Genomic DNA, 16,734 nt, shown 5'->3' on the forward strand with positions numbered 1-16,734 from the left:
CCTACTGCCTCACCGCTTCCACGGCGGCTTTCACCGCTGCCTTGTCGACCTTGCCGCCGACCAGTTCCTGAACGATTGCCGCAGCCGTGTCGGTCGCGATCGTCCCGACTTCCTTCATGGCAGCCGAGGTGATCGTTGCAATCTGCGCCTCGGCGTCGGCAAGCTTCTGGTCGAGGCTGGCCTCGATTTTCTTGCGTTCGGCCTCGGCATCCGCCCTGGCGCCGTCACGCGCCTGCTGGCCGATGGCACTCGCCTTCTGCTTGGCCTCGGCCAGTTCCTGCTCATAGGCAGCAACCGCGGCATCCGCCTCGCTCTTCATCAGCGCAGCCTGGTCGAGGTCCTGTGCGATGCGATCGCGGCGAACCTCAAGGATGCCACCGACACGCGGCAGAACCACTTTTTTCAGGAACAGGTAGAACAGGCCGAATGTAATCGCCAGCCACAGAATCTGCGACGGGAATGTCGAGGCGTCGAATGGCGGAAACGCACCTTCGGCACCGGCCTCGTGCTGAGTGCCGGTTTCGGTATGCACCTCGCCTTCGGCGGGAGCAGTTTCCTGCGCGTAACCCGGTGTCACAAACATCTCATTCCCCTGTCCACACGAACCGGCCGCACGGTGCGGCCGGCAGCATCACTCACGTCCAGTTCTTACGTGAAGAGGAGGAGCAGAGCGACGAGGAGCGAGAAGATGCCGAGAGCTTCGGTCACGGCGAAGGCGAAGATCAGACGGCCGAACTGGCCATCGGCTGCCGACGGATTGCGCAGAGCGCCGGAAAGATAGTTACCGAAGATCGTGCCGAGGCCAATGCCCGCACCACCCATGCCGAGGCAGGCAATGCCCGCTCCGATCGCCTTTGCTGCATCTACTTCCATGTCCAACTCCTTGTGGATCGAATTTCTGTTTGATTTCCGTTTTGACGGCAGAACCGCCGGCGACGTGTTCCTAGTGGCCCGGATGCAATGCGTCGTTGAGATACATGCAGGTCAGGACCGCAAAGACATAAGCTTGAAGGGCGGCCACGAGAACTTCGAGCGCGGTGATGGCAACCGTCATGAACAGCGGCAGCGCAGCGCCGGCGATCCCTACGGCGCCATAGGCGCTAAGCGCGGTAACGAAGCCCGCGAAAACCTTGAGCGTGATGTGCCCCGCCAGCATGTTGGCGAAAAGACGAACCGACAGGCTGAGCGGCCGCGAAAGGAAGGAGATGACCTCGATCATCACCACCAGCGGCACGAGAATGACCGGCACGCCCTGCGGCACGAACAATTTCAGGAAACCCAGCCCATGCTTCATGAAGCCATAGACGATCACCGTTCCGATGACGAGCAGCGAAAGTGCGAAAGTCACAATGATGTGGCTGGTAACGGTGAAGAAATAAGGAAACAGGCCGATGAAGTTGGCGACGAATACGAACATGAACAGCGAGAACACGAATGGGAAGAACCGCATTCCCTGCGTGCCTGCCGCATCTCGAAGCATCGAGGCGACGAATTCATAGCTCATTTCGGAGATCGACTGCAGGCGACCCGGGATCAGGCCGCGGCTGGACGTCGTCAGGAACAGGAAAGCGCCGGCAATGGCAACCGTCGCGACCATGAAGGCAGACGAATTGGTGAAGGACAGGTCGTAACCGCCGACCTCGATCGGAATCCATTTCGTGATATGAAATTGATGGATCGGATCGTTGGCCAATTCGGCCTCCCCTCAAGACAATCGCGCCCGCAGGCGCAGTTTACGTTTCATCCGGCCCCTTGGGACGCTTGTCTTGCGCCCTCGGACCCGCATCGGCAACGACCCCCACCGAGCGCAGGACGTTCAAAACGCCCGCACCGAACCCCAACAAAAAGAAGACGATCAATCCCCATGGCGATGTCCCCGCCCAGTGATCAATCATCCAGCCGAGCCCACCACCGACCGCTATTCCCGCGATGAATTCGCTGGAAAGCTTCAGCCCCTGACCGTATCCGGCCAGGTTGCCCGACTTTTCGCCCTCTTTTGCTGTTGGCCCACCGGGTCGTCTCGTCGCAAGCGATGCTTCGAGCCGGCGTCGGCGGTGCTCAAGGTCGTCGTCGCGGAGGTCAGGTTTGTCTTGATCCCCAGGCCCGGTTTTTCCGGTTTCGTCTGGCCTTTTCTTGTCGGCCATCGCAACCCCCTGCCCAGACAGAACGTGCCCGTCCATCCGCTTCAAAGTCGCGGGCAACATAGTTAGCGAGCCTATCCCAGTCAAGCCACGGCGTAAGGAGACTTGGGACGATCTTTATCCTGCAAAATCATATAGTTATGAAAGTGCGACATCCTGCCCGCACGATAGTGGGCTCCGCTGGCGGCGAATCCTGCCGGAATCCGGGAGCCGCACAGCCGTCTAGCTCCAGCCGCCGCCATAGGTTCGATAGAAGATATGGAGCCCGATTCTCTTCATTTTTTCCATGGTGCGCGCCCAGCCCGGGCTGACATAGGCGGCATAGTAGTGGGTGGAGGAGCCGATCGAGGGGAGGAAGATCTTGCCGGCGGTGACGGCCATGGCGATCTCCTCGGCGATCTCGTAATGCTTGCGGCTGGTGATGCGATCCTTAATGCCGTCGCAGGCAAAGGAGAACTGGCAGCGGTTGCGCCAATGGTCGTTCTGATAGACGACGCCGCATATGGTGCTCGGATAGGCCGGGTTGCGGACCCGGTTGAGGATCACCTGGGCAACGGCCGCCTGCCCTTTCAGGCTCTCGCCGCGCGCCTCGAAATAGATGGCGGTCGCCAGGCACTTCTGTTCGCCCTTGGAAAACACGGCAGCCGGCAGCGGCTTGCGCATCCAGTCATGATCGCCCTCAGCCACGGGCGGAATGAAACGGCCGGCTCCCTCATCCTTCAACAGGCTGGCGAAGGGCGAAGCCTTGGCATAGTCCGGCTCAGGCGGGGCATAGGCGGTTGCCAGAATGTCGGCCGTGTCGTTGTTGACCAGGTCGGCCAGCATCGTCGGCACGCCCTGGGTGGCGGGCTTTTCGTTCTTCTTGAGATAGAAAGCCGTCGCGATCTCGATTTCCTTGCCCTTGATCGGCGATTTCGCAAAAGCCATCCTGACATCGCCGTCATGCGCGGGGCGCAGCAGCGAACTGGTGCGATCAAGCACCGACCCCGCATTGAACGCCTTGGGCGGCGCCACCGGCGCTACATTGACAATGCGGCCCTGTTTCTGGTCCCGCGTGACACGGTCCTCGTCCGGGATTTCGGAAATCGCGGCCTTCTTTGACTTGAAAGCCACGGCACCGATACCCGAAGCATCCACGCCCGAGCCGGAAATGGTGCCTGCAGGCATATTCGCTGCAGCAAAAGGCATCTCGGCGACATGAACGGAGCCGGCAACAGCACTATCGACGAATGAATTCCAGCGGGTGCCCGGCGCCTCGATGCCGGATACCAGGCTGCCCATGTCCTGATAGGCGGTCATGGTGGGAAAGCCGACCCACATGCACAGACCCAGGACGAAGGGAGGCAGGAACGAGCTTTTTTTCAGGCTGGCGACGCCCAGCCGGCTCGTCGGCAAATGTCGATGCACAGAGACTCTCCAGAACGCAACCAGGACACCACTGGAGGTCGAAAATGATGCATTAACCTTGATGGAGCGTTAACGGCGACGAGAAAATGGTAATCGACGACGCACCCAGATCGTCTGTGGATTCAATAAGTTAGGCATATTTTTTTGCGCTCGCCGACTATGCGGGCACAGCAATAATCTCGATCCAGGGGAGGCGGCTGCTTCAGCCGCGTTTTTTCGCTCTTCCGGCAAACGGATTGTCGGAGGCGCGCAGCATCATGCGGATCGGTACGCCCGGCATGTCGAAGGTTTCGCGCAGGCCGTTGACCAGATAGCGCACATAGGATTGCGGCATCGCGTCCGGCCGCGAGCACGACAGTACGAAGCCCGGCGGGCGGGTCTTGGCCTGGGTGATGTATCTTATCTTCAAGCGCCGCCCGGCCACCGCCGGCGGCGGGTTCTGCGCGAGAACGGTTTCCAGCCAGCGGTTAAGCCGTCCGGTCGAAACGCGGCCGTTCCACACACGATGCGTTTTGACCACCGCTTCCATCAGCTTGTCGAGGCCGCGTCCAGTCTCCGCCGACACCGGCACCGCCTGAAGCCCGCGCACCTGCGGCAAAAGCCGCGTGGTCTTCTCGCGCAACTCGGCCAGAACCTCCTGCGGATTGTCGATCAGGTCCCATTTGTTGAAGGCCAGCACCAGCGCGCGGCCTTCGCGGATGATGAGGTCTGCGATCTGCAGATCCTGCTTCTCGAAGGGAATGGTCGCATCAAAAACAACGATAACCACCTCGGCAAAGCGTATGGCGCGCAAGCCGTCGGCAACCGAAAGCTTCTCCAGCTTTTCCTGTACCTTGGCCTTGCGGCGCATGCCGGCCGTGTCGAACAGCTTCATATGGCGGCCACGCCACTGCCAATCGACGGAAATCGAATCGCGGGTGATACCGGCTTCGGGGCCTGTCAGCAGCCGCTCCTCGTCGATCAGGGCATTGATGAGGGTCGACTTGCCGGCATTGGGCCGGCCGACCACGGCAATGCGCATCGGCTTGGTTTCGTCATATTCCGGCTCGGCGTCAGGATCGGCAATATCCTCGCCCACCAGCACTTCCAGCTGGTCATCCTCGACCTCGGCATCATCCTTGCCCAAGGCGCGCGCTTCGCCGAGGGCCTCGACCACCGCGTCGCGCAAGTCTGGCATGCCTAGACCATGCTCGGCCGAGATCGGGATCGGCTCGCCCAGGCCGACCTCCCAAGCCTCCAGCATTCCACCCTGGGCGCCGCGCGATTCCGCCTTGTTGGCGACCAGAACGACGGGCTTGCCCGAGCGGCGGACAACATCGGCAAAAGCCTTGTCGTCCGGCATCAGGCCCGATTTCGAATCGACCATGAAGAAGATGAGATCGGCTTCGCGGATGGCGATTTCGGTCTGGGCGCGCATTCGGCCCTGCAAGGTCGCTGCGGCGGCCGTCTCGAAACCTGCCGTGTCGATCACGTCGAAATGGAGATCGTAGAGCTTGGCTGCATGAACCCGGCGGTCGCGGGTTACGCCGGGCGTATCGTCCACCAGTGCGAGCTTCTTTCCGACCAGCCGGTTGAAAAGCGTCGATTTACCGACATTGGGTCGGCCGATGATGGCTACTTTGAAGCCCATCTGATCGCATCACGACGCATTGCCCGAACTGCGAATCAGCTCGGACATGAGTGTGGCGCGCTGGCGTGCATTGCGCGGTGCGCCGTCGTCGGAGGAAATCTGCTCGAAGAGCTTGAGCGCGTCGGCGGATTTGCCTTCCTTCCAGGCTGCAAGCCCAAGCGCCTCGCGGGCGGCGTGGCGCAGCGTGGCTGTGTCGGCAGTCAGTTCTTCGACACGAGCCGAAACATCCGCGTAAGAGCCATGATCGACCAGCAGCAAGGCTGCCCGCAACCGGGCTATGTCACGAATGGAAGCCGGGATCGAGCCATCGGCGGCAACGGCGTCGAATTCTTTCACCGCGCCGTCGAAGTCGCCCTTTTCGGCAAGTACGGTTGCCGCGCGCATCCGCGCCAGCAGCGGATATGCGCCATAGCCGTCGGTTTCAAGCGTCTCGAGTGCGGCCAGCGCCTCGTCGTTCTTGCCGTCATTGGCAAGCGTCAGCGCCTGGGAAAAGGCATCGCCCGAACGGTTGGCACGGCTTTCTACCCAGTATTCATAGGCAACGAATGCGGCGGTCGCGAGAACGATGAACACGGCAAGCGCAATCGCCAGCGGGCCGAATCGGTCCCACAGCGCCTTTGCCTGCTCCTTGCGGAGTTCATCATTGACTTCGCGGAAAAAACTGTCGTCCGACATCCATCCAATACCAATTCTTGGCCCACACGGGCTTCGTTAGCCAGCCTTTTAGCGGAAATTCGCCGGCATGGAAGGGGCAGCGCAGCAAATTCGCCGCCACGCATCGTGGAGCCCGTCAAATCGTGGCGGCCTGTTCACCCTGCCCGCATCTGCGCCACATTTGCAACCTATCGGTTCGGCCCCCTCCCCGTTCATGAAAATCCCGACATGTCCTGCCTTCCGCGTATCCTCCTGTCCTGTTGCGTCTCTGCTTCCCTGATCCTTCCCGCTGCGGCTGAACCACCGCTGCAGGCGCCCGCAGCGGACAAGCCGCAATATGTGATCATTTCCTTCGATGGTGCGCATGATCTGGCGCAATGGCAGCGCAGCCGCAATCTTGCCGCACGCACCGGCGCGCGCTTCACCTATTTCCTGTCATGCGTCTTTCTTCTGTCGCGTGAGACGCGCGGGCACTATCACGCGCCGGGCAAATCTGCCGGCAGGTCCAATGTCGGCTTTGCACAGTCCAGGGGCGAAGTGCAGGCGCGGCTGGATCAGATATGGCTGGCGCGCGCCGAAGGCCATGACATCGCCAGCCATGGTTGCGGCCATTTCGACGGCAAGGGCTGGAGCAAGGCCGACTGGCTGAACGAGTTCGGCCAGTTTTCCGCGATCCTGCGCGATGCCTATTCGATCAACGGTCTTTCGGACGAACCCGAGGACTGGAAGCATTTTGCCGAAACAGGGATTGCCGGTTTTCGTGCACCCTATCTTTCCACCGGCAAGAACCTATATGCGGCGCTAAAGGAAGCGGGATTCTCCTATGATGCAAGCGGCGTTTCGCGCGGGCCCGCCGAGCCCGAGACGATAAACGGCATCACCCGCTTTGCCCTGCCGCAAATCCCGGAAGGCCCGAATGGCAGGCGCGTCATTGCGATGGATTACAACCTTTTTGTCCGCCACACGAAGGGCGAAGAACAGGAAGACAGGCAGGCGAAGTTCGAAAACCGCAGCTATGACGCCTTCCGCTCGGCCTTCGAGGCGGAATATCGCGGCAGGCGCACGCCGCTAGAGATGGGTTTCCACTTCACGCTGATGAATGGCGGCGCCTATTGGCGGGCGCTGGAGCGTTTTGCCGGCGAAGTCTGCGTGAAAGCCGACGTCAAATGCGTCAGCTATGGCGACTATCTTGCCGACCATCCCGATACCGCCGGCACCGGGAAGGTTGGGGGCTGACGACAGCTGGTGTTTTGGGCATGATCTTGTCTGAAAAGTCTGCAACTTTTCGAGACCATGCTAATAGTGGTCGGTCGCCACGTCCTCGCCCTTGATGAAGCGCTCGTCGATCGCCGGCAATTCGCTGCCATGGATGGTCGCCTCGAAGGCGCGCAGGCGCTTGTAGACCGAGAGCAATTCCACGATCGTCGACCATGAATTGACCAGATACTGGAATGACGCCGTCACCTGCGAAAAGGCGAAGGCGATCTGGTTCATCAGGCCGAGCGTGATCTTTCCTGCCACGATCGACGGCCCCATGATGAAGAAAGAGAAGATGCCGTTGGCCTGGCCGTAGGTGTAGCGCACGATGTTGAAATAGACGTAGTGGAAATACATGCGGAAATAGTTCTTCCGCACGTTGGAAAACAATTCCCGCAGCGTCGGCGGCTGAGCGCGGTCGGCATGATCTTCGCCGAACACGAGTTCCTTGCGATAGGCCGCCTCGACGCGCTGGTTGCGGAATTGCAGGCCCGGCAGCTTGAAGCCGGCTAGCGCGATGCTGAGCGTTCCGAAGATCGACCAGAAGATCGCGGCGACCACCAGCGCATTGGGCACATGGCCGAAGACCGGCAGTTCGGTGATGTTTGCCGAAAGGCGCAGCAGCACCGGCAGGAAGGCGATCAAAGTCATGATGGAATCGATGAAATTGACCCCGAGGCCTTCCATGATGGTGGAAAACCGCATCGTGTCTTCCTGCACGCGCTGGGAAGCACCTTCGATGTGGCGCAGCTTCGGCCAATGGTCGACATAATAGTCGTTCATCGCCATGCGCCAGCGGAAGATGTAGTGGCTGACGAAGAAGGCGGTGAGCACGCTGACGCCCATGCCGACAAAGGCAAGGCCGGCAAAAGTGGCAAAGCCGGTATAATATTGCTCAAGCGTGATCGGCGCAGTCCTGGCCATGGCGCCCTGCACCATATCCCAGAAGGGACCGTACCAATTGTTGATGGCGACATTCACCTGGACCTGGAAATAGGTCACGAAGAGGACGAGCGCGGAGCCCAGGATCGACCATACCTGCCAGCGATTGGGTGCGTAGAACGACCAGAACGCATAGAAAATCGCCACCGCCGCGGCGTAATAGACATAAAACCACAGGAAAGGCTTCGACCAGAATACCGAAATGCCGATGATCGGCGGCGTGTCGGCCGCTGCCGGCGCGAGGCCGAAAAAGGCGCCGGCCTGTTCTCCCCCCAGATACCAGACCGCCATGGCAAAGGCCGCCCAGGCCACAACGGAAGTGAAAAACAGTCTCGGCTGGGGGAAGAAGGATACGAACACGTGGCCAGGTTCCTCATCGGGCGCAGTCGGGCGCCATTGCGCTGGGGCGGCATGAAGTCACAGTTCGAAAGGAAAGAAAATGCCCTTTGCCGCGCGGTTGGACCCGAGCAACCTGAAAATCATGGCGATTTTGGCGCGGGCCCGGCAGACCACGCGATAGAAGCCGCCAAAAGCAGGCAAATGGCCGCACCGATTGATGGAGCGGTGAAGCTGCCGGACCATTCGGCCGCATAGCCGGCAATGATCGGCCCCAAAATCTGGCCAAGACCGAAGGCGGCCGTCATCAGCGCCAGCGCACGGCGCGGCGCCAGCGGCGCGAGCACCTGGCTGGCGCGCAGGCCGATCGCCGTGACGGCAACGAATGTGCCGCCCAGAAGCAGGCCGCCCAGAAGCGGGCCCCAATAGCCGCCGACGCTGACGCTGGCTGCGACGCCGACGGCCTCGACGGCGCAGCCGACCGCGAAGGTGACGGTCAGGCCGCGGCGCGCCGCCATCTTGTTCCAAAGCCAGACCGAGGGAACCGCGGCCGCCCCGGTCACCAGCCAGACGATCGCCTCGAACAAGCGTCCGGCCTCGCTTTGCCGAACGATGGCAACCAGGAAGGTGGCTGTCACCACATAGCCGAGGCCAAACATGCCATAGGCAAGGATGACCTTTGCCAGCGGCAGGCTTTTGGGTAATTTCGGCTCACGGTGCTCCGATCCGTTGCCAAGCGGCCCCTCATCCACAAGCACCAGGGCGACCAGAAAGCCCGCCGCAGACAGAACGGCCGACCACAGCCAGCCGGCAGGCCAGGCGGCTTCAGCCTGGATCAGCGCTGCCATCATGGCAGAGGAAACCGCTATGCCGAGACCGACACCGCCAAAATGCATCGCCTGCAGGTCGTTGCGGCGACTGGCCGCCAGATGGCTAAAGACGATCGTGGTCAGAAACACCATGACGAAGGCGCTGGCCACGCCGGCAAGAAACCTTGTTGCCAGAAACAGCCACAGGCTGTCCGTCAGCCCCATCACCGCCGACAGGGCCGCACTGGCAAACAATGCCGCAAGCATCACGTTGCGTTCGTGGCGGTGCGCCCAGCCACCGGCTGCCACTACCGCGCCCACCAGATATCCCAGATAGTTCGCGGCTGCGATCAGGCCGGCATCGGCAGCCGACAGGCCCAGTTCGTCCATCATGCCGGGCAGGATCGGCGTATAGACAAACCGGCCGAAACCCATGGCCACGGCCAGGGCGATCATGCCACCAAAGGCGAAACGAAGCGGGCGAAGCGATTCAGCTGTCATCGCGACGGACTTTATTGTGCATCGCGGCCGTCACAATCCGGTTTTCGATAGGCCAGAGCACCCAATTGGTCGTAGGTCTTTTGGACAAGCCCCATCGGAGAACGCGGCTGCGGGACAGCTAACTAATTTGCGTTGTGGTGGACGGAGGGCTGCCGTGGCTTTGGTATGGCGGTGATCCCGAGCAAATCGCGCATCGGTGCGCCCTGCACCACCAGATCATGCAGCGTATATTCATCGAGTACGGCAACAAACGCCATGCGTGCCCGCTGCAGCGCGGTCCGCAACTGGCAGCAGGCCAGGATCGTGCACTGGCCGTTCACCGGCTCCAGGCAGGGGACGAGCGCCATGTCCGGCTCGGTGCAGCGAACAACCTCACCGACGCCAATCATCCGGCTCGGCCGCGCCAGCCGAAGGCCACCTTGCCGACCACGCACAGTCTCGATGTAGCCGGCAACGCCGAGCTGATGGGCGACCTTCATGAGATGCGTGCGCGAGATACCGTAGCTTTCGGCGATGTCGGCGATCGTCGCCAGCCCATCCTCCTTCACGGCCAGGTACATCAGCATGCGCAAGGCATAGTCGGTATAAACGGTCAACCGCACGTCAGATTCTCCAAGAAAAGATATATTTGGTATATTGCTTTTTCGCAAGCCCGGTATAGGTTCGGCTGACCGCAAGTTTCGCGTGGAATAGCATGAGCCATATCAAAGCGATGGGCAACGCTGCAACCCTGCCCTTCAGCATCGTCAGCGAAGAATCGATCCGCTGCCTGGTAGATGGATTCTACGACAAGGTGCGGCAAGATTCAGAACTCGGGCCGATTTTCGAAGAGGCCCTTGGCCAGGATTGGGGACCGCATCTTACCAAGATGTATGATTTCTGGTCGTCCCTGATGCTGACCAGCGGCCGCTACAAGGGCAATCCGCTCGCCGTCCATCAACGTCTCGACACGCTGCAAATCGGACATTTCGAGCGCTGGCTCGGGCTTTTCGAACAAACCTGCCATGAACTGTTCGGCCCGGAGGTCGCGGAAGCCTTCCTGATTAGGGCCCACCGGATCGCCGGCAATTTCAAGCTGGCGCTTTTCTACCGGCCGGATCGTCCCTGGCCGCCCGAGGTTGCACGATGACCTTTGTCGTCACCGATAATTGCATCAGATGCAAATATATGGACTGTGTGGAAGTCTGCCCCGTCGATTGTTTCTACGAGGGTGAGAACATGCTGGTCATCCATCCGGACGAATGCATCGACTGCGGCGTGTGCGAGCCTGAATGCCCGGCCGAGGCGATCTTCCCCGATACCGTACCGGGGCTGGACAACTGGCTGAAATTGAATGCCGAATATGCATCGGCCTGGCCCAATATTTCGATAAAACGCGATCCGCCAGAAGACGCCAAGGAATTCGACGGCGAGAAAGGCAAGCTGGAGAAATACTTCTCGCCCAATCCCGGCCAGGGCGACTGAGGCTACGGGCCATCGAGCCCCTCTCGCTACCAGGGCCGGTCTTCTTCGAAAAGCCCGAGGGGGATTTTCAGATAGCGCCTGCCATTGGCTTCGGCTTCCGGCAGGCGTCCGCCGTTGATGTTGATCTGCAGGGCATGCAGGATCAGCTTGGGCATGGTTAGCGTGTTGTCGCGCGTCTGGCGCGCGGCGATGAATTCTTCCTGCTTGTGATAGCGGGCCATGTGGATATTGTGGGCCTTCTGCTCGGCCACCGTACTTTCCCATAGGGGCTCACGCCCATTGGGCTGGTAATCATGACCGGTGAACAGACGGGTCCGGTCCGGCAAGGACAGGATGGCCTGGATCGAATTCCACAAATCGGCGGCATTGCCTCCGGGGAAGTCGGCACGCGCAGTACCGCTATCGGGCATGAACAATGTGTCGTGGACGAAGGCAGCATCGCCGATCACATAGGTGATCGATGCCAGCGTATGCCCTGGAGAGAACATCACCCTGCCCTCCAGTTCGCCGATATGAAACCTATCGCCATCGGCAAAGAGCCTGTCCCACTGAGAGCCGTCGGCAGGAAAATCAGGCAGATTGTAGAAATCCTTCCAGAGCTTCTGGACCCCTACGACTTTTTCTCCGATCGCGGTCGGAGCACCGGTCTTGCTCTTGAGATAGAATGCTGCCGAGAAGTGATCGGCATGCGGGTGCGTGTCCAGTATCCATTCGAGACGGAGGCCCCTTTCCTCGACGAAAGCGAGGATCCGATCGGCATTGGTGGTGGCGACAGCGCCGGACTTCTCATCGAAATCAAGCACCGGGTCGATGATCGCGCAGGTCTTTGTTGCCGGGTCGGCCACGACATATTGAATGGAAAAGGTCCGAGGATCATAAAACCCGGTTACATCCGGCCTGCCTGCCATGGTTTTTCCTATTTATCGCGGCGTGCGTTGGTCGAACACGCCAGTACGCCGCAATCCACGGTGCACGATCTTCCTAAAAAACCGACTCTACGAAGAAACCGATTTCGATTTTTGGAAATTATATGGCAATCGATCCGCCTTTGTCACGACGAGACAAAAACGGCAGGCAGCACCGCCATCCGGTGGAACCCCATCCTTTAGGGCGCGCCAGACAGTAGCCGAACGGCGAGCCGTTCATTCCCACTCGAATATTTTTCTCGCCCTAAGCACCTGATATATCTACAAAAAATAATTTCAGCGGCTGAATATACCGTGAAAGGTACCGTCAAAAACCTAGCCTTTTGATTTTGCTGGGTTTTCAGGAGCCAACCTTGCTGGAAAAATTCTGTGAACTATCGAGATCTATCGGCCATTCTCGTGGTGTCGTAAACGGCGATAATCGAAGCTAGCTCTTCTAACAAAGTACCGTCAGCATCTACGAAATCGATACGCTGATTGGCCCCCTGTCATCCGAGAAGGAGGCAGCCATAGGAAGTTTCAGGAGCCAACGGGCAAGGGATCGGTCCCCTCGCTAAGGATTGCAAGATAGCGACGGTAGCTGAATACCCTCCCCCGCTTGCGACCGGTGATCTCCTCGACAATGCCCATCTTCTCCAGATCGGCCAAGGCCGCATTGACTGTCGGCGCCGACAAGCCCGTTTTCTGGACAAGCTGGTTGGAGGTCAGGAACGGGTTCTGCTGGAAGAGATCGTGGATGCGGAGCGCCGAGCCCGCGCGGTCGCTTTCGTTCGTGATCCGCTCGCGATCTTCCCTGAAGAGATCGACAATCCGCGTAGCGGCCTCGAAGGCCTGGTTCGCCGTTTCGGCTACACCCGCCAAGAAGAAGTCGAGCCAAGCCTCCCAATTGCCGTTTTCTCGCACCTCTTGGAGCAGACGATAGTAGTCGGCACGATGCGTTTTTAGGTAGAGGCTGAGATAGAGCAGCGGCTTGCGGAGCACCCCGTTGACGCAAAGATACAGCGTCACCAAAAGGCGACCGATGCGGCCGTTGCCATCGAGAAACGGGTGGATGGTCTCGAACTGGACATGCAGCAGTCCGGCCTTGATCAGTGCCGGCAATTGCGATCCGTCTTCCTGAATGAAACGCTCCAGCGCATCGAGGCAGGCATCGAGTTCGGTGACGGGCGGCGGTACGTAGAGCGCATTTCCGGGACGTGAGCCGCCGATCCAGTTCTGGGAACGGCGGAAGTCACCCGGGCTTTTCGTGCCACCGCGTCCGCTTTGCAGCAGTCGGGCGTGCATCTCGCGGATCAGACGCAACGACAATGGAAGCTCTTCCAGCCGCTCCAGACCGTACATCATCGCATCCACGTAGTTCGACACTTCACGGATGTCGTCGATCGGCTCCCCTGTCTGGGCTTGGTTCTCGAAGCGCAGAAGATCGGTCAGTGTGGACTGCGTCCCCTCGATCTGGGACGAAAGCACCGCCTCCTTGCGCACATACATATAGAGGAAGAGTTCCTGGCGCGGCAGCAGCATGGTGATACCATCCAATCGTCCGAGCGCGCGCTCGGCTAGGCTCAGCCGGTCTAGAAGCGCCAGTACGTCGATCTGCGGCTTCGGTGGCAGAGGCGGCGGTACGAAGGCGCGTACGATCTCGCCCGCGACAGGAGTTTCGACATATCGGCCAAGGCGCTGATTTGCGTTGGAATCGGTCATAACGCCATCTTGGCAGCATGACGCTATTTAAACAATGCTGCCGACACTTAAATAACGGGCGTACTAGCGTAAGCGCGCTTAAATAGGCTTGTCGCACTCCGACTACTCAAACAGAAGGGTAAAACCGTCCGATCAACATTGGATGGGGCATTCGGTGCGACGAATCGGATAGGACCGCCGTCCTCATCAATCACCGCAGAGAATCTTCATAGCCTACCCACATGCCTGACCTTCCGCATACCAAACTGCTTGCCCGAAAGATCTCAGACTTCTGCCGCCTCCGTCTCGATCCAGCATTGCCCCCGCAGGAAAGCACACGGATCAAAGAGTTTCTCCTCGGTCTAATCGCCCAGTCGCAGATACCGCCTCGCAAGGTGCGCGGCTATGATTGGGACGAAATCGCCCTTCAATGCGGCCTCGATAAGGATGCCCTTCGGAGTGCGAGAGCGGTGATCGAGCCGGCGTTGGATGCAATCGTGCGGAACACGCAAAATCCAAGCAAACGCCCTTCCACCACAATCCGAAGCACACAGGATACAAAGCCGCGTCCGCAACGCGGCCGACCTCCGCGACAGCCAGAGGAAAAGCCAGGTGCTGCCGGCCAAGTTGGCGCGAAGGGTCGATCGGAGCAGCCGCCCACGACGAACCGGCGGAAGCCCGGCATCAAGCCGCGCGCGATCGAGGAGTTCCCAACACCCCTCTTCGATGACTGGCTCGACCCACCAACCTTTCGGGAGGCGCTTGAGCTGCACATGCGCCGCCACGGCGACAGCTATTGGCATCTCCACCGGGCCGTCGTTCGCGATGACGAAAAGCTCGACCATTCGACCATCCGCCACTGGATGCAGGGATCGAAGGCGCCCCGCAGCGTGGCCAGCATGGAGGTTCTCAGTCGCATTGAGCGCCGCTATCGCCTCCCGGCGGGCTATTTCAAGGCGAAGCTCCCGCATCAGACGCGGTCGGCCTCGGGCCACGTTCTCGATGACATCGGCCCCGCCGAGCGACGGCGGCTCGCCTGGCACCTGCCCGATGATTTCAACACACGCCCCCGTCAGGAACAGGAGGAAATCCTTGAATGGGTTCAGCGCGTCATCATCAGGGGCTCGACCGACTACAGGCGGTTCCAGGCGGCCGCGATGAAGCAGCGCTATGCCATCCGCTTTCCAGGGATCACATACGGTCAGTCTGACGCTGCGGATGATCACCATCGAAACAAATACGAGGAGCAGGACGAAGACAGCACTTCCTTCACCGATCCAGACCTGCGATCCGGCGTCATTGACGCTCCACCCGTCTTGGCCATGGAAATGGCCGAGCTGATCCGGTTCAAGACCGCGACGCTCACCGCATTCGGCCTGCAGCGGAACGGTGTCTGGGGCGAGGAGACGGCATCGCAGAAGGTCGAGCATCTCGGCCTGATGTTTGGCGCGTTAGCCGCCCACCCGCGCGGCCCGGTCCGCGGCTACGGAGTGCCGTTGCAACACCTGACTTTCGGTCTGCTCGTCTTCCCCTCGATCTGGGACTGGTACGTGCAGTGGCGCGAAAAGCGGCGTGGTTTCTATACCGCCTGGGAGGTGGACATGCTGCGCATTTCGCTTGCCCTTACCCGGAGGGAAACGGGCTGGCTGCGGCAGAACCCTCGTATCGGATCACGGCTCCGACCGATCGAGGGCCTGGTTGCGCAGGCGGACATCGACCGCGCCTGTGCCGACTGGGACGATGCCTGCGATGTCTATTTCAAGCACGCCTCCTCCCGCGTGAAGGAGATCCAGCGCGTCGCCCGCGTCCATCGTGACCCGTTCGAACCGATCATGCCGGTATTGGAAGCAGAAAGTCCCGTTGGCGAGTATCGGAAGATCACCGAAGAGATCCTCCGACTAATGCCGGACGAGCGGCGCTATCGTCGCCCGGCGGCGGAAGCCATCCGCTCGTTCCTGATACTGCGCTTCGGGCTGCATCTTGGATTGCGGCAGAAGAACCTGCGTCAGTTGATGGTCTGCGAACGCGGGAACCTGCCACGGTCCGAGCGGCAGCTGGCTGACATGAAGCGCGGCGAGATCCGATGGAGCGAACGCGACAAGGGCTGGGAAGTGCTGATCCCGTCGGTCGCCTTTAAGAACGCGAATTCGTCCTATTTCGGGAGCAAGCCGTTTCGACTGATCCTGCCCGACCTCGGCGGCCTCTACGATCACATCGAGGCCTATATCGATCGGCATAGACGCGTACTTCTCGGCGGTGCCGAGGATCCAGGCACGTTCTTCGTCAAGACAGTGAAGACGACGAGCAAAGACGCCTCGTACGACCAGAACACGTTTTACGAGGCCTGGCGTCTGACGATCCAGCGATATGGGATCTACAATCCCTACACAAAACGGGGCGCGATTCCCGGTCTCCTCCCTCACGGTCCACACAATGTCCGCGACGTCCTGGCGACACATATCCTAAAGCGGACCGGTTCCTATGAGCAGGCGAGCTACGCTATCCAGGACACACCGGACATGGTCGCGCATCACTACGGCCGCTTCCTGCCGCAAGACAAGGCGGCCCTCGCCGCGCGGATTCTGAACCAGGTCTGGGAAGCGGCGTAGACGGATTTCAAGGAGGATTTAGAAGCACGTGTCCCTCTTGATCCACTACTTTTGGGGAGAAGTGACGATAGAGTACCAGTATCGGCCAAGTCCATCCTGAGCAGACACGGCTGAATACCGGAGCAGACCTGATTCCCGGGCCTGCGCGGTGATGCGAAGCCATTGACCGTGCATATCAGCAGGCATTGTCGCAGCGATGCACTTACCCTAGCTCTGCCCGGGTCGCAGGCTGGGTAGTTGCCCGGACAGGTTAAGCTTTCCTAGGCCGTGTGGACGAATTTGATCAAGCATAGTCCGGCGGCGAAGCTTACGATGGAGCGGAAGTTCCGTGCGGTCTTTTCGCAGCGCAGGGCGACGCGTTTGAAGCGCTTGAGCCGG

At 60.2% G+C, this 16,734-nt stretch carries 17 protein-coding genes; 5 read left to right on the top strand and 12 right to left on the bottom strand.

Translation table 11 applies throughout. From position 1 onward, the window contains the following. Nucleotide 1 precedes the first annotated feature (1 nt). From EET67_RS05840 to EET67_RS05870, 7 genes are all read right to left on the bottom strand, one after another. Nucleotides 2–583 carry a F0F1 ATP synthase subunit B gene (locus EET67_RS05840; RefSeq protein WP_128625282.1) on the bottom strand — a complete coding sequence of 194 codons (582 nt, stop codon included), beginning with the start codon at nt 581–583 and terminating at the stop codon, nt 2–4. A gap of 65 nt (nt 584–648) precedes the next feature. Further along, on the bottom strand, nt 649–873 hold the full coding sequence (locus tag EET67_RS05845; RefSeq protein WP_128625283.1) for a F0F1 ATP synthase subunit C: 225 nt from the start codon (nt 871–873) through the stop codon (nt 649–651). A gap of 70 nt (nt 874–943) precedes the next feature. Then, a complete protein-coding gene (locus EET67_RS05850) occupies nt 944–1,693 on the bottom strand; it encodes a F0F1 ATP synthase subunit A (protein WP_128625284.1) in 750 nt (249 codons plus the stop codon). Nucleotides 1,694–1,733: 40 nt separating this feature from the next. Beyond that, nucleotides 1,734–2,144 (bottom strand): AtpZ/AtpI family protein, encoded by a 411-nt coding sequence (locus tag EET67_RS05855; protein WP_128625285.1) that lies wholly within the window; start codon nt 2,142–2,144, stop codon nt 1,734–1,736. Nucleotides 2,145–2,363: 219 nt separating this feature from the next. Continuing rightward, complete coding sequence (locus tag EET67_RS05860; protein ID WP_425359506.1) at nt 2,364–3,548, bottom strand: cell wall hydrolase; 1,185 nt, start codon at nt 3,546–3,548, stop codon at nt 2,364–2,366. Between the two features lie 202 nt (nt 3,549–3,750). Then, nucleotides 3,751–5,178, bottom strand: a complete 1,428-nt coding sequence (gene der, locus EET67_RS05865; RefSeq protein WP_128625286.1) for a ribosome biogenesis GTPase Der — start codon at nt 5,176–5,178, stop codon at nt 3,751–3,753. Nucleotides 5,179–5,187: 9 nt separating this feature from the next. Next, entirely contained in the window at nt 5,188–5,853 is a 666-nt protein-coding gene (locus EET67_RS05870) for a tetratricopeptide repeat protein (protein WP_128625287.1), read from the bottom strand. A 17-nt stretch (nt 5,854–5,870) separates the two neighbouring features. Between EET67_RS05870 and EET67_RS26580 the strand changes: the two genes are divergently transcribed. Beyond that, nucleotides 5,871–6,050, top strand: a complete 180-nt coding sequence (locus tag EET67_RS26580; protein ID WP_165899794.1) for a hypothetical protein — start codon at nt 5,871–5,873, stop codon at nt 6,048–6,050. A 10-nt stretch (nt 6,051–6,060) separates the two neighbouring features. Continuing rightward, the gene (locus EET67_RS05880; RefSeq protein ID WP_128625288.1) at nt 6,061–7,068 is read left to right on the top strand and encodes a polysaccharide deacetylase family protein; all 1,008 of its coding nucleotides are present in this window, start codon (nt 6,061–6,063) and stop codon (nt 7,066–7,068) included. A 60-nt stretch (nt 7,069–7,128) separates the two neighbouring features. Here the strand turns inward: EET67_RS05880 and sbmA are convergent, their stop codons facing one another. From sbmA to EET67_RS05895, 3 genes are all read right to left on the bottom strand, one after another. After that, on the bottom strand, nt 7,129–8,391 hold the full coding sequence (gene sbmA / locus EET67_RS05885; RefSeq protein ID WP_128625289.1) for a peptide antibiotic transporter SbmA: 1,263 nt from the start codon (nt 8,389–8,391) through the stop codon (nt 7,129–7,131). 119 nt (nt 8,392–8,510) lie between these two features. Further along, nucleotides 8,511–9,677: a YbfB/YjiJ family MFS transporter gene (locus tag EET67_RS05890; RefSeq protein ID WP_128625290.1), complete on the bottom strand. Its 1,167-nt coding sequence runs from the start codon at nt 9,675–9,677 to the stop codon at nt 8,511–8,513. A gap of 122 nt (nt 9,678–9,799) precedes the next feature. Next, nucleotides 9,800–10,279: an RrF2 family transcriptional regulator gene (locus EET67_RS05895; protein WP_128625291.1), complete on the bottom strand. Its 480-nt coding sequence runs from the start codon at nt 10,277–10,279 to the stop codon at nt 9,800–9,802. Between the two features lie 92 nt (nt 10,280–10,371). Here EET67_RS05895 and EET67_RS05900 point away from each other — a divergent pair, with 92 nt between their 5' ends. Next, nucleotides 10,372–10,806, top strand: a complete 435-nt coding sequence (locus EET67_RS05900) for a group III truncated hemoglobin (RefSeq protein WP_245450745.1) — start codon at nt 10,372–10,374, stop codon at nt 10,804–10,806. Continuing rightward, on the top strand, nt 10,803–11,141 hold the full coding sequence (gene fdxA / locus EET67_RS05905) for a ferredoxin FdxA (RefSeq protein ID WP_128625292.1): 339 nt from the start codon (nt 10,803–10,805) through the stop codon (nt 11,139–11,141). Before EET67_RS05900 ends, fdxA begins: the two co-directional genes overlap by 4 nt. Before the next feature lie 26 nt (nt 11,142–11,167). Here fdxA and EET67_RS05910 read toward each other — a convergent pair whose 3' ends face one another. Further along, a complete protein-coding gene (locus EET67_RS05910) occupies nt 11,168–12,049 on the bottom strand; it encodes an MBL fold metallo-hydrolase (protein WP_128625293.1) in 882 nt (293 codons plus the stop codon). Nucleotides 12,050–12,586: 537 nt separating this feature from the next. Next, the gene (locus tag EET67_RS05915; RefSeq protein WP_128625294.1) at nt 12,587–13,768 is read right to left on the bottom strand and encodes a Fic family protein; all 1,182 of its coding nucleotides are present in this window, start codon (nt 13,766–13,768) and stop codon (nt 12,587–12,589) included. 221 nt (nt 13,769–13,989) lie between these two features. Here EET67_RS05915 and EET67_RS05920 point away from each other — a divergent pair, with 221 nt between their 5' ends. Next, entirely contained in the window at nt 13,990–16,356 is a 2,367-nt protein-coding gene (locus tag EET67_RS05920) for a hypothetical protein (protein ID WP_128625295.1), read from the top strand. Nucleotides 16,357–16,734 lie beyond the last annotated feature (378 nt).

The organism is Borborobacter arsenicus (assembly GCF_003934165.1).
Classification (GTDB): Bacteria; Pseudomonadota; Alphaproteobacteria; order Rhizobiales; family Rhizobiaceae; genus Pseudaminobacter; species Pseudaminobacter arsenicus.

Coding starts and splice junctions, on each gene's coding strand:
- EET67_RS05840 (WP_128625282.1), bottom strand. CDS start 583: ATGTTTGTGACACCGGGTTACGCGCAGGAAACTGCTCCCGCCGAAGGC.
- EET67_RS05845 (WP_128625283.1), bottom strand. CDS start 873: ATGGAAGTAGATGCAGCAAAGGCGATCGGAGCGGGCATTGCCTGCCTC.
- EET67_RS05855 (WP_128625285.1), bottom strand. CDS start 2,144: ATGGCCGACAAGAAAAGGCCAGACGAAACCGGAAAAACCGGGCCTGGG.
- der (WP_128625286.1), bottom strand. CDS start 5,178: ATGGGCTTCAAAGTAGCCATCATCGGCCGACCCAATGTCGGTAAATCG.
- EET67_RS05870 (WP_128625287.1), bottom strand. CDS start 5,853: ATGTCGGACGACAGTTTTTTCCGCGAAGTCAATGATGAACTCCGCAAG.
- EET67_RS05880 (WP_128625288.1), top strand. CDS start 6,061: ATGTCCTGCCTTCCGCGTATCCTCCTGTCCTGTTGCGTCTCTGCTTCC.
- EET67_RS05890 (WP_128625290.1), bottom strand. CDS start 9,677: ATGACAGCTGAATCGCTTCGCCCGCTTCGTTTCGCCTTTGGTGGCATG.
- EET67_RS05900 (WP_245450745.1), top strand. CDS start 10,372: ATGAGCCATATCAAAGCGATGGGCAACGCTGCAACCCTGCCCTTCAGC.
- fdxA (WP_128625292.1), top strand. CDS start 10,803: ATGACCTTTGTCGTCACCGATAATTGCATCAGATGCAAATATATGGAC.
- EET67_RS05910 (WP_128625293.1), bottom strand. CDS start 12,049: ATGGCAGGCAGGCCGGATGTAACCGGGTTTTATGATCCTCGGACCTTT.
- EET67_RS05915 (WP_128625294.1), bottom strand. CDS start 13,768: ATGACCGATTCCAACGCAAATCAGCGCCTTGGCCGATATGTCGAAACT.
- EET67_RS05920 (WP_128625295.1), top strand. CDS start 13,990: ATGCCTGACCTTCCGCATACCAAACTGCTTGCCCGAAAGATCTCAGAC.